This window comes from Polaribacter gangjinensis, from assembly GCF_038024125.1.
Lineage (GTDB): Bacteria > Bacteroidota > Bacteroidia > Flavobacteriales > Flavobacteriaceae > Polaribacter > Polaribacter gangjinensis.
Genome location: NZ_CP150662.1, coordinates 1,797,248 through 1,810,651 on the forward strand (window position 1 = coordinate 1,797,248; position 13,404 = coordinate 1,810,651).

The 13,404-nt window shown below is 33.3% G+C and carries 8 protein-coding genes and 3 tRNA genes; 5 read left to right on the forward strand and 6 right to left on the reverse strand.

Annotation, left to right across the window (positions count from 1 at the left end):
• Positions 1-23: 23 nt before the first annotated feature.
• The gene (locus WHA43_RS08035; protein WP_105046554.1) at positions 24-2,180 is read right to left on the reverse strand and encodes a T9SS type B sorting domain-containing protein; all 2,157 of its coding nucleotides are present in this window, start codon (positions 2,178-2,180) and stop codon (positions 24-26) included.
• A gap of 83 nt (positions 2,181-2,263) precedes the next feature.
• Between WHA43_RS08035 and WHA43_RS08040 the strand changes: the two genes are divergently transcribed.
• Entirely contained in the window at positions 2,264-2,689 is a 426-nt protein-coding gene (locus WHA43_RS08040; RefSeq protein WP_105046555.1) for an OsmC family protein, read from the forward strand.
• 13 nt (positions 2,690-2,702) lie between these two features.
• On the forward strand, positions 2,703-4,388 hold the full coding sequence (gene recJ, locus WHA43_RS08045) for a single-stranded-DNA-specific exonuclease RecJ (protein WP_105046556.1): 1,686 nt from the start codon (positions 2,703-2,705) through the stop codon (positions 4,386-4,388).
• Positions 4,389-4,400: 12 nt separating this feature from the next.
• Here the strand turns inward: recJ and WHA43_RS08050 are convergent, their stop codons facing one another.
• The 3 genes from WHA43_RS08050 to WHA43_RS08060 all read right to left on the reverse strand — a co-directional run bounded on the left by WHA43_RS08050 (position 4,401) and on the right by WHA43_RS08060 (position 10,970).
• Positions 4,401-6,815, reverse strand: coding sequence for a helix-turn-helix domain-containing protein (locus WHA43_RS08050; protein ID WP_105046557.1), 2,415 nt, complete (start codon positions 6,813-6,815; stop codon positions 4,401-4,403).
• A 106-nt stretch (positions 6,816-6,921) separates the two neighbouring features.
• Positions 6,922-8,139 (reverse strand): 2-oxoglutarate dehydrogenase complex dihydrolipoyllysine-residue succinyltransferase, encoded by a 1,218-nt coding sequence (gene odhB / locus WHA43_RS08055; RefSeq protein WP_211290322.1) that lies wholly within the window; start codon positions 8,137-8,139, stop codon positions 6,922-6,924.
• 71 nt (positions 8,140-8,210) lie between these two features.
• Positions 8,211-10,970 (reverse strand): 2-oxoglutarate dehydrogenase E1 component, encoded by a 2,760-nt coding sequence (locus WHA43_RS08060; RefSeq protein WP_226742868.1) that lies wholly within the window; start codon positions 10,968-10,970, stop codon positions 8,211-8,213.
• A gap of 184 nt (positions 10,971-11,154) precedes the next feature.
• On the opposite strand from WHA43_RS08060, the gene WHA43_RS08065 reads away from it, so the two are divergent.
• The 3 genes from WHA43_RS08065 (at position 11,155) to WHA43_RS08075 (ending at position 11,446) form a co-directional block, all read left to right on the forward strand.
• Positions 11,155-11,228 (forward strand) — tRNA-Asn (locus tag WHA43_RS08065).
• A 39-nt stretch (positions 11,229-11,267) separates the two neighbouring features.
• Positions 11,268-11,339 (forward strand) — tRNA-Gly (locus tag WHA43_RS08070).
• 21 nt (positions 11,340-11,360) lie between these two features.
• A tRNA-Leu gene (locus WHA43_RS08075) sits at positions 11,361-11,446 on the forward strand.
• 31 nt (positions 11,447-11,477) lie between these two features.
• Here the strand turns inward: WHA43_RS08075 and WHA43_RS08080 are convergent.
• Complete coding sequence (locus WHA43_RS08080; protein ID WP_105046560.1) at positions 11,478-11,927, reverse strand: Lrp/AsnC ligand binding domain-containing protein; 450 nt, start codon at positions 11,925-11,927, stop codon at positions 11,478-11,480.
• Positions 11,928-12,012: 85 nt separating this feature from the next.
• Entirely contained in the window at positions 12,013-13,350 is a 1,338-nt protein-coding gene (gene accC / locus WHA43_RS08085; RefSeq protein WP_105046561.1) for an acetyl-CoA carboxylase biotin carboxylase subunit, read from the reverse strand.
• Between the last annotated feature and the right edge of the window lie 54 nt (positions 13,351-13,404).

A 13,404-nucleotide genomic window follows, 5' to 3' on the forward strand; every position in this document is an offset into this window, starting at 1 on the left:
AAATTAAATTTCCTAGGATTTAGCTACCTAATCAAACTAAAATTTCCAGTCTTTTCAATCGTAAGCCCGTTAATATCTGTCAATAAAACTCGAAACCAGTAACTATTTGAAGGTAATTTTTTGCCTTGATATTCTCCATTCCAACCTTGTGAATTTGGTTCAATCTGATAAATGAGTTTGCCAAATCTATCAAAAATTGTAATTTTTGAGATCGTATAAAAAGTAGCATCAAATCCATTGATTGTCCAAAAATCATTTTCTCCATCACCATTTGGAGTGAAAAATTTTGGATATGCTAAAATTGAAAACTGATAAGAAGCAACTCCACAACCCAATTTGTCTCTTACATATAAGGTATGAATTCCAGGAGATAAATTTTGAAAAAAACCAACATCAGTATAGTTTCCAAATTCATCATCAATAGCAAATTCATAAGTTCCAATTCCGAGATTTGGATTTGCAACTTGGATGGAATTATTATTGGAATCATCAGTAATGATAACATCATCTTTTGTAATTGTAGCAATTGATGATTTAGTGACCACAATTAATTTCTCATCAGAAATACATCCTGCTTCAGAAACTGCACTTACATAATAATTTCCTTCAGAAGTTACTGAAATCGATGAAGAAGTTTCAGACAAAATAACATCATCTTTTCTCCAAATGTATGCATAGTTTCCTTGAGGATTTCTAGTTTCTAAGGTAATAGAACCAATATCTTCGCATAAAACATATCCATTTAATGGAACATCAAATTCAGGAATTGTATCATCTAAAATTGCATTTACTGGAGTTCTTGTAGCGGTTTCACAACCATCGCGATTTGCAGTAACGTAATATGTTACAGAACTTGTTAAAACAGGCGTTTCAAAAGAATTTCCAATAAAAATTGGAGTGGTACTTACTAAAGAATCATACCAATAAACCTCACCTTCATTGGCTGTAGCAGATATTGTTGCTATACCTGAACAAACCAAATCATCAGTTGTTGATGTAATTGAAGGTCTTGGATTAACAATAACAGTAACAGCCGTTCTTGGTAATGTTGTACAAGAATTTACAGAAGCAGTTGCATAAAAAACTGTTGTATTTGTTAAAAATGGGGTTGTAAAATCAGACCCATTTCCAACTTGAGTTCCATTTATTGGCGCATCAAACCAAAGAATATCTCCTTCGCTTGCTATTGCAGAAATGGTTGCAGTACCTGATTGACAAATAGTTTCATTTACAGTTGAAACAATTTGTGGAATAAAAATACTGGTTGTTGCTACGATGTTTAATGGTGGGTCATTTGGTGTGCCAAATTCAACTACATATCCTTTTGGTTCGTAAGCAGCAATATCACCTCCAACATTTGGCAAATCATTCCAAGCGCCTCGTATTCCAATGGATGGATCTGTGATATGCGCATAATCTTCATTTCCTTGATTATTTGGTTCATTCGCATTCCAAAAAGCAAAATTGGGTGTTGTACCATTTACAGCACCATTCCAAAAAATGGTTCCAGCTTCAGGTCCTGTCATCCATTTCCAAACACCTTCAGTTTCTTCGTCACTTCCACCAATCCAACCAGCTCCTGAAGCCTGTTTTCCTGCAAAATCAGCTTCAATTTGTGAGGTTAGCGTTGCTAAATAGCCTTGCCTTCCATAATAAAATTGATTTTCTGCTGCAATTTTTGCATTGCTCCAAGTGATTAAATTAGCTGGAATAAATCGATAAAAATGTCCTGTTTCTGGCAGATAATTGGCATCATCAATAGTTAACGAAAACTTTTTTTCAGGTAAAATATTGGTTGCTGTCGTATTGAAAACAACATCTTTTACAGCGTTTTCTAAATCTGTCAACAACATTTGCGAACCAATTCCTCTTGAAATTAAAGTTAATTTTCCTTCTGAAGCACTCCAAACAGGAAGAATATTAGGATGAAGCGATACATCAAGTTGTAAGGTATCAAATCCTTGTTGATAGCCTTCTGAAATTTGAATGTAAAATGCATCAATAGTAGTATTATTAGGATCTGTAATTGAAAAATCGGTGACAATATTTATGGGATTTCCAGGACAAAAGGCTTGTCTTCCTGTTGCAAAAACTTCAGGAGGTTGTGCCAAAATAGGGGTTGAAAAAATCAGCCCAAAAAGAGCCAAAAAAAGTATTTTAATTCTTGGTATTTTACGCATTTTAAAAGCTACCTTACTGTTGTTTTCTTACTTTTGTAAAAAAGCACAAGTTACTACATCAAAATTTAAAAAAATTACAAATTATGGTTAAAAATACTGTTACAACTGTTTGGACTCAAAAATCGCAATTCGAAACTGATAATCCAAGTGGATACAAGTTCACAATGTTTGATAAATCACAAGATAATGGCGATGTTGTTGGTTTTGCTCCAAAAGCTTTAATGCTCTCATCTTTAGCAGGTTGCTCTGGTTTAGACGTAGTTTCGTTATTGGCAAAAATGCGTGCAGAAGTTGCTGATTTTAGAATTGAAGTTACTGGCGAATTGACTGACGAACATCCAAAATATTATAAAAAAGTAAGGGTAGAATATCATTTTTCTGATAGCAATTTACAACCTGAAAAAATTCAGAAAGCTGTAAATTTATCAGTAACAACCTATTGTGGAGTTATGGAAATGTTTCGAAGATTTGCAGAAGTAGAAACCGAAATATTTTTACATACGATTTAAAAACTCAATTGCTATGAGATGGACTTTAAAGACAAAACCGCCCAAAGAAAAAGTAGAAAAACTCGCAAAAGAATTACAAATTGAAGAAACATTAGCGAGCATTTTGTGTCAGCGAAATATTGAAACTTTTGAGGACGCCAAGAAATTTTTTAGACCCAATTTAAAGGATATTCATGATCCTTTTTTGATGAAAGACATGGACAAAGCTGTCCAAAGAATTGAAAAAGCAATCGAAAATGAAGAAAATATACTAATTTATGGTGATTATGATGTTGATGGAACCACTGCAGTTTCGTTGGTTGCTTCGTATTTAAAAACCATTTATCCAAATATTGCAACCTACATTCCTGATAGATATGATGAAGGTTATGGCATTTCACACACTGGAATTGACTTTGCATTTGACAACGATTTTTCATTAATTATTGCTTTGGATTGTGGCATCAAAGCGATTGAAAAAGTTGCGTATGCATCTGAAAAAAATATCGATTTTATCATTTGCGATCACCACAAACCAGGTGCTGAAATTCCGAAAGCTGTAGCTGTTTTAAATCCGAAAAGAGTAGATTGTAGTTATCCTTTTGATGAATTGTGTGGTTGTGGAGTTGGCTTTAAATTGATTCAAGCTTTGGGTTCAAAAAGAGGTCAAAATATAGATTATTTTATTCCTTATTTAGATTTGGTTGCTACTGCAATTGCAGCTGATATTGTGCCAATTGTTGGCGAAAATCGGATTTTATCCTATTTCGGATTGCAAGTAATCAACTCCAATCCAAGAAATGGTATCAAAGCACTGATTCATCAAATCAAGAAAAAAGAATTGACAATTACGGATGTTGTTTTTATCATCGCACCAAGAATCAATGCAGCAGGAAGAATCAAACACGGCAATTATGCAGTAGAATTATTGACAGAAATGGATTTTGATTCGGCAGTAGAATTTGCAAAAGCGATTGAAGTTTTTAATTCCGACAGAAAAGACTTAGACAAAAAAATCACTGTTGAAGCACTCAGTCAAATTATGGAAAATGACGAAGAAAATAAATTTTCAACAGTTGTTTTTCAAGAAGATTGGCATAAGGGCGTTATTGGAATTGTGGCATCAAGACTCACAGAAACCTATTACAGACCTACCTTAGTTTTTACAAAAAGTGGCGAAAAATTGGCTGCTTCTGCTCGTTCTGTAAAAGATTTTGATGTGTATGAAGCTCTGGAAGAATGTACCGAATTTATTGAACAGTTTGGCGGACATAAATATGCTGCAGGATTGACTTTGTTGCCAGAAAACTATGAAAACTTCAAAAATAAGTTTGAAGAAGTCGTTGCAAAAAGCATTGATAAGGAGTTATTAACTCCCGAAATTTTGATTGATGCTGAAATAGAATTATCAGAAATTACACCTAAATTTTTTAGAATTTTACAACAAATGGCGCCTTTTGGACCTCAAAATATGCGTCCTGTTTTTAAATCAACTGGAGTAAGAGACAATGGTTATGGAAAAAAAGTGGGTTCAGATGAAACACATTTAAAACTCAATTTGTTTCAAGGAGACAACCAAAAAACCTACAATGCCATTGGCTTTGGTTTGGGAAATAAAATCGATATTGTTGAAGATGAATTTGATATTGTGTATTCGTTAGATGAAAACGAATGGAATGGTTATAAATCTGTACAATTGTTGTTGAGGGATTTGAAGTGAATCTATTTAATTTTACTTTTCCAAAGTTAATAAAACCAATCTTAATTCGGCATAAGTAAAACTATCATCCACTTGTTCTTTCAATTCTGTGAGATTTTTAAATTCCACTTTTTCAATCGCTTTTAGAATTTCTTTGTATTTTTTGAGTGATAACAATTCTAAAATATCTACTTCTCCTGATGGAATGTAACTTGCTAAATGACTCTCAATAGTACTTGTTGTATAATTGCGTTCTTTCGCAATCTCTTTCACAGACATTCCTGCTCTAAACATTTCTAAACTAATTTGTTTGGTGTTTTTTTTAACTTCTTTTAGTGGTTTCTCTTGTAAACTTTTTGATTGATGGATGCCATTTTCTTCGCAATATTCATTGATGACTTCCAAGATTTCTTGTCCATATTTTTCAACGCGAACTTTGCCCATTCCTGAAACTTTCAACAATTCTTTTTCTGTTCTTGGAAGTAAATCGCACATTAAATACAATGTTTCTTGTGTAAATATTTGAAAAGCAGGTATATTTTGAGCTATCCTAATTTCATCTCTTAACTCGCGTAATTTCAACGCCAAAATTGGATCGCGTTTTGAGCTCACAGTTTTCTTTTTACTTGGCTCCGTTTTTTGTAAAACAGCATTGGCTCTGACTTCTAAATACTTTTTTACTTGAAAACCAGTTGTCATTTTTTCGAGTGCAAACAGCTTTTCTTCTAGCTTTTCTTGCAATGCGTTAAACTGTTTTTCAAAATCGGTTTTTACTGTTTTATTATCTGTAGAAAATGAAATTTGATGGATTGGTTTTTGAATATTCGCTTTGGTTTCCATCAAAAAATAACTCACAGCTTTTACAAATCGTTCTTGAATTTGAGAACTATTTTCTGGTAAAACCGCATTTTCAGAAATCAATTTGATTTGATTTTTAAACGCTGTTGAAATCTTCAACAATGGCACAATTCCTTTTTCTTTGATGGTTTCTAAATGCTCCAAAACATCACCTTTGATACTGGTTCTGTTTTTGTAAAAAATATCTAACAATCGTGTTGAAGGATATAAAAACGACTGATAATCAAATAATTCCGAAATTAAATTCAATTGAAATTGTTTTTCAGATTGATTCAAAACTTCTTCATCAGGATGATTTTCAGCTACAGATTCATTAAAAATATTGACTGTTTTATCATTGATAATAGAACTTGTTGTGATGGGCGTTTTTAAAACCAAACCTTCTAAAGAAGTGCATCTGCTCAAAGCAACATACGTTTGTCCATGTGCAAACGAAGCTTCAGCATCAATCACAGCTTTATCAAACGTTAAACCCTGACTTTTGTGAATGGTAATTGCCCACGCCAAACGCAAAGGAACTTGCGAAAATTCGCCTGTAATTTCCTCTTTTATTTCTTTGGTTTCGTCATTAATTGTATAATTGATATTTTCCCAAGTTTCAAATTCAGTTACAATTTCATCAGTTTCATTCGGACATTTTACAGTGACATTTTCTTTAGAAATATCCGTAATTACGCCAATTTTTCCATTGAAATATCTTTTTTCAGGAGAAGAATCATTTTTGATGAACATTACTTGTGCACCCACTTTTAACTCCAATTTTTCATCATTTGGATATGAATTATCACTAAATTTTCCTTTGATAATGGCTTCAAAAAAATAACTTTTTGAAGTAAGTTTATTGAGTTCAGAATTGTTGATAAGTGTTGCTCTGTTGTTGTGTGTTGTCAACGTAATATATCCTTCTTCTTTGGTAGGTGAAAAGGTAGGATTGTAGCGTTCATTGAGAATTTTAGCTGATTTTTCTGATAAATTATCATTTCTGATTTCATTCAAAATATTGATAAAATCATCGTTTTTTTGACGGTAAATGTGCTTCAATTCGATTGTTACAACATTAGCTTCTTGATACGCTTTTGAACTAAAAAAATAGGCAGTTTCATAATGATGTTGTAGCAAACTCCACTCATTTTGTTTCACAACGGGCGCTAATTGTTGCAAATCGCCAATCATTAAAATTTGTGCGCCACCAAACACCTTTTCGCGGTTTTTATACCTTCTCATTACTTGATCAATACCATCTAATAAATCTGCACGAACCATCGAAATTTCATCAATAATGATTAAATCCAATGATTTGATAATATCAATTTTGGTTTTTGAAAACCTGCGTTGTTCGTTATTATTTTGAATTTGTCCAGGTAAAATGGGTCCAAAAGGCACTTGAAAAAAAGAGTGAATTGTAACGCCTTTTGCATTGATGGCAGCAACTCCTGTTGGCGCAACAACAACCAATCTTTTGAGCGATTCACTTTTAATTTGGTGTAGAAAAGTAGTTTTTCCAGTACCTGCTTTTCCTGTGATAAAAAGGTTTCTATCAGTTTTATTGATAAATTCGATGGCAAGTTCAAGTTCAGGATTTGAAGACATTTTCAATTTTTTGGGAAAGATAAGAAATCAATTAATAAAAAATAAAAATCCCAAGCAAATGCTTGGGATTTCAATATATAAAAATTTCTAACTCTAAAAATAAAAACTATAATTCCAATGCTTTTTCTGGATTGTTGTTCATCAAAATTTCTACTGGATTTTCTAACGCTTCTTTTACAGCTACTAAAAATCCAACAGATTCTCGACCATCAATTATTCTGTGATCATAAGATAAAGCAACATACATTATTGGTCTAATAACAACTTGTCCATTTTCTGCAACTGGTCTGTTTACAATATTGTGCATTCCTAAAATTCCACTTTGAGGTGGATTGATAATTGGTGTTGACAACATCGAACCAAAAACACCACCATTTGTGATAGTGAATGTTCCTCCAGTCATTTCATCAACGGTAATTTGACCATCTCTTGCACGTAAAGCCAAACGTTTTACTTCACTTTCAACACCTCTAAAAGATAAATTTTCTGCATTTCTAATTACAGGAACCATCAAGCCTTTTGGTCCAGAAACCGCTATAGAAATATCTTGAAAATCGTTAACTACTTGAAAATCTCCATCAATCATTGAGTTTACTTCAGGATACATTTTTAACGCTCTAACCACTGCCAATGTAAAGAATGACATGAAACCTAAACCTACATTATGTTTTGCAGCAAAGGCGTCTTTATATTTTTTACGTAAATCAAAAATTGGCTGCATGTTTACTTCGTTAAATGTAGTCAACATCGCTGTTTCGCTTTTTACAGCAACCAAACGTTCTGCTACTTTTCTACGCAACATAGACATTTTTTTACGCTCTGTATTTCTTGAACCATTTGATGGTTGCGTACCAAAAGAAGGCACCGCATTTACTGCATCTTCTTTCGTAATTCTACCATCTTTTCCTGTTCCTTTTACTGATGATGATTCGATTCCTTTTTCAGCCAAAACTTTTTTAGCAGCTGGTGAAGCAGTTCCTGTTGCGTAAGTAGTGGTTGGTTGATTTGATACTGGTTGTTCGATTTTTGGAGCTGGCTCTTGTTTCTTTTCATCAGATTTAGGTTGCTCATTTCCTGATGGTTTTGCAGCACTTGTATCAATTAAACAAACAATTGAACCTACAGCAACAGCATCACCTTCAGAAGCTTTTAAAGTGATGATACCACTTTCTTCAGCTGGTAATTCAAGGGTTGCTTTATCAGAATCTACTTCTGCAATAGGTTGATCTTTTTCAACATAATCTCCATCTTCAACTAACCAAGTTGCAATTTCTACTTCTGTAATTGATTCTCCTGGAGAAGGAACTTTCATTTCTAAAATCATCAGTTCTTATTTTTATTTGGCTGATTTTTCATCAGCAATTGATTAATTTTCTATTTATATTAATTTATTTTTTAGCCTTTTGAATCACTAAAAACACTGTCAATAACTGCTTTGTGTCTTTTCTTAAATCGTGTACTTGAACCTGCTGCAGGAACTGCGTAATAATTTAAAGAGCGAACATTTAAATTTACCAATTCAAAACGCTGTAACATAAAACTCCAAGCACCCATATTTCTAGGCTCTTCTTGTGCCCAAATATATTCTTGAATGTGTGGATATCTATCAATTACTTTTTGAATTTTTTCTTTATGTAATGGAAATAATTGTTCAATTCGAACTAATGCAATGTCTTCTCTTCCTAAGTTTTCTCTTTCTTCTAATAAATCATAATAGAATTTACCTGAACAGAAAACTAATTTTGTTACATTTTCTGGTGCTAGTGTATCATCAATAACTTCTTGGAACTCGCCATTTGCTAATTCTTGAATGGTGTTTACTACTTTTGGATGACGCAACAAACTTTTTGGTGTAAAAACAATCAATGGTTTGCGATAATTGCGTTTCATTTGACGACGCAACAAGTGATAAAAATTACTTGGAGTTGTACAGTTTGCAACAGTCATATTATCTTCTGCGCACAATTGTAAATAGCGCTCAATTCTGGCAGATGAATGCTCAGAACCTTGACCTTCATAACCATGAGGAAGCAACACTACAATTCCGTTTTGTACTTTCCATTTATCTTCAGCAGCAGAAATGTATTGATCAAACATAATTTGAGCTCCGTTTGAAAAATCTCCAAATTGAGCTTCCCAAATAGTCAACGTATTTGGATGCGCCATTGCATATCCATAATCAAAACCTAATACTCCGTATTCTGACAATAACGAATTGTAAATCGTCATTTGCCCTTTATTATTAGGATTTGTATTTAATAAATTGATTCTTTCTTCAGTTACCTCATCACGTAAAATAGCATGTCTGTGAGAAAATGTTCCTCTTTCAACGTCTTGACCTGAAATACGCACATTGAAACCTTCTTCCATCAAACTTCCGTAGGCTAAATTTTCGGCCATTCCCCAATCTAATTGATTGGTTTCAAAAACCATACTGGCTCTTCCTTCTAAAATACGAACAGCTTTGTTTACAAATTTTGCGCCTTCAGGAACAGTAGAAACAACTTTTGCAATATTTTTAAGCTTTTCTTCTTCGTATGTGGTGTCAACAGGTTTTAGCATAGCATCTAGGTGTTGACGCTCAAAACCTTCCCAAGTAGATTGCATAAATTCAATTACTTTCGAATTTTTATCTTCTTTTGCTAAATCAAATTCGCGATTAAGCATTTCTTTAAATTCTTCAGTAATTTCGTCTAAATACGATTTATTAATAGATCCTTCAGCAATCAATTTTTCAGCATAAATATCTTTTGGATTTTTATGTTTGGCAATTGCTTTGTATAATTTAGGTTGTGTAAAACGAGGTTCATCACCTTCATTGTGTCCGTATTTTCTGTATCCTAATAAATCTATAAAAACATCTGCTTTAAAGCGCATTCTAAATTCAAGTGCCATTTCCATGGCATGACAAACGGCTTCAATATCATCCGCATTTACGTGTAAAACTGGCGATAAGGTTACTTTTCCAACATCTGTACAATAAGTACTTGAACGAGCATCTAAATAATTCGTAGTAAAACCAATTTGATTATTTACAACCACATGAACTGTTCCTCCGGTTTTATAGCCATTCAATTTTGCCATTTGAACAACTTCATAAGCAATTCCTTGTCCTGCAATTGCAGCATCACCGTGAATGATAATTGGTAATATTTTGCTTGAATCTCCGTTGTATTTTTTATCGATTTTAGCACGTGTAATTCCTTCAGCAACTGCAGCAACCGTTTCTAAATGAGATGGATTGGGAACCAAATTCATGGTAATTTCACTTCCATTTCTAAACGTTTTACTCAAGGTAATTCCCAAATGGTATTTTACGTCGCCATCAATATCTTCTTCTTCGAAGTCTTTTCCTTCAAATTCGCTGAATAAATCTCTAACAGGCTTTTTAAAAATATTGACAAGTGTATTTAAACGACCCCTATGGGCCATCCCTAAAACACACTCTTTTACTCCAAACTTTTCAGCAGCATCTCTTAACAAAACACTGATTCCGGGAATTAAAGCTTCACCACCTTCTAGAGAAAAACGTTTTTGACCAACATATTTGGTTTGTAAAAAGTTTTCGAAAGTTACGGCTTGATTCAGTTTTGATAGAATGTATTTTTTAGCATCAATAGAATACTTTGGATGGTTGTCATTTTCATTCAATCGTGTTTGCCACCATTTAATTTTTTCAGGATTTCGCATATACATATATTCAACTCCAATTGAGTCACAATAAATGCTTTGTAAATGTTGAATAATTGTTGCTAGTGTTGTTTTTCCAAGACCTAAAACTTCACCTGCAGAAAATTCTTTTTGAAGATCTTCTGAAGATAAACCAAAAGTTTCAATTGCTAATGAAGGATGATATTGTCTTCTTTCTCTTACAGGATTTGTTTTTGTAAACAAATGTCCTCTTGTTCGATATCCATTTATCAAATCAACTACTAAAAATTCCTTTTTTACTTCTTGCGGAATTTCAATTGTAGCTTCTTGATTTTTTAAAGAAGGCTCATAATCTTTAAACGAATACTGTTCGTTTGCCAAATCGTATCCTTGAAAAAAGCTTCTCCAGCTTGGCTCAATAGCATCTGGATTCAATAGATATTGGTCATATAAATCGGCGATAAAGCCTATGTGTGCTGCGTTTAAAAACGAGAATTTATCCATAAACTGTTGTATGCTTTTTAGATAGCTAAATAATGGGCACAAAAATACAATTTTTAAGAAGAAACCGTATTTTTTTCTTCTTTATTAATACTTAAACTTTTATTAAAAAAACAAAAAATATTTTTGCCTATATTTCAAAAAGGTATATATTTGCACTCGCTAATCACAAAACGGTGAAGCAAACTCCTCCTTAGCTCAGTTGGTTAGAGCATCTGACTGTTAATCAGAGGGTCCTTGGTTCGAGCCCAAGAGGGGGAGCAAAATAAGTAAAAGCTTATTTGCTTTATTTAAAAGTCTGCGAAAGTAGCTCAGGGGTAGAGCATCACCTTGCCAAGGTGAGGGTCGCGGGTTCAAATCCCGTCTTTCGCTCTGTTCTAGAAAAATACCAATGCTGAAGTGGTGGAATTGGTAGACACGCTGGACTTAAAATCCAGTGAGCAGTAATGTTCGTGCGGGTTCAAGTCCCGCCTTCAGTACGAAAACCTTAACATTACAGTTAAGGTTTTTTTAGTTAGTAATTTGCCTATCAATTTGTTGATCTAAAGAAATAAAAGTTTCTGTTCTTGAAACCCCTTTAATATTCTGAATATCTTTATTTAAAAGATGCATTAAATCTTCGTTATTTTTACACATTATCTTAATAAAAATTGCATAATTTCCAGTTGTATAGTGACTTTCTACAATTTCAGGAATTTCTTTCAATCTCTTAATTGCAGAAGAATATAGATTGGATGCGTCTAAAAAAATACCTACAAAAGCTGTTGTAGTATATCCTAAAGCCTTCGGATTAATTACCAATTTATAACCTTCAATCAAATTAGATTTTTCCAATTTTCGCAATCGCTGGTGAATAGCAGCACCAGAAATTCCAACTTCTCTTGCAATAGTTAAAATAGGAGTTCGTGCATCATTTACCAATCTTTTGATAATTATTTTATCAATTCCGTCTATTTTCATATCGATAATTAAAGTTTTAAAGATTAAAAAAAGAGAACACTTTTTTGAAGTATTCTCTTTTTACTATTTTATCAAATGGAATTCATTATTTCATTTCGAAATTTTCCATAAATTTTGTGGTATAATTACCAGCAACATAATCAGGATGATCCATCAATTGTCTGTGAAATGGAATGGTTGTTTTAATACCCTCAATCACAAATTCATCCAACGCTCTTTTCATTTTATTGATGGCTTCTTCTCTTGTTTGCGCAGTTACAATCAACTTTGCAATCATAGAATCGTAGTTTGGCGGAATCATGTAACCTGCATATACGTGAGTATCCATTCTAACTCCATGACCTCCTGGCGCATGAAACGTAGTTACTCTTCCAGGAGCTGGTCTAAATCCGTTGTAAGGATCTTCAGCATTGATTCTACATTCGATAGAATGCATTTGTGGATAGTAGTTTTTGCCAGAAATAGGCACGCCTGCTGCAACTAAAATTTGCTCTCTAATCAAATCATAATTAATTACTTCTTCAGTAATTGGGTGCTCTACTTGAATACGCGTATTCATCTCCATAAAATAGAAATTTCTGTGTTTATCAACCAAAAATTCTATTGTACCTGCACCTTCATAATTGATATACTCAGCTGCTTTTACAGCAGCATTTCCCATTGCTTCTCTCAATTCATCTGTCATAAATGGAGAAGGTGTTTCTTCTGTCAATTTTTGATGACGTCTTTGTACAGAGCAATCTCTTTCTGATAAATGACAGGCTTTTCCGTAAGCATCTCCTACAATTTGAATTTCAATATGTCTTGGCTCTTCAATAAGTTTTTCCATATACATATCGTCATTTCCAAAAGCAGCTTTACTTTCTTGCCTAGCAGAATCCCATGCATTTTTTAAATCTTCAGGTTTCCAAACAGCACGCATTCCTTTACCACCACCACCTGCTGAAGCTTTTAACATTACAGGATATCCAGTTTCTAAAGCTACTTTTTTACATTGTTCAAAATCAGCAATAATTCCATCAGAACCAGGAACGCAAGGTACACCTGCAGCTTTCATAGTTGCTTTTGCATTGGCTTTATCACCCATTTGATCAATCATTCTGCCAGTTGCACCAATGAATTTTATTTTATGCTCTTCACATAAATTAGAAAACTTAGCATTTTCTGATAAAAAACCATATCCTGGGTGAATTGCATCAGCATTCGTAATTTCTGCAGCTGCAATAATATTCGACATTTTTAAATAAGATTCACTACTTGCTGGCGGTCCAATACACACTGCTTCATCTGCAAAACGTACGTGCAAACTTTCAGCATCTGCTGTAGAATAAACAGCTACTGTTTTGATTCCCATTTCTTTACAAGTTCTAATAACTCGTAAGGCAATTTCTCCTCTGTTGGCAACTAATATTTTTTTGAACATCTTTATTTGATATTAGATTGTTAAACTTTTAGCTGTTTGATGTTTCATAAAATT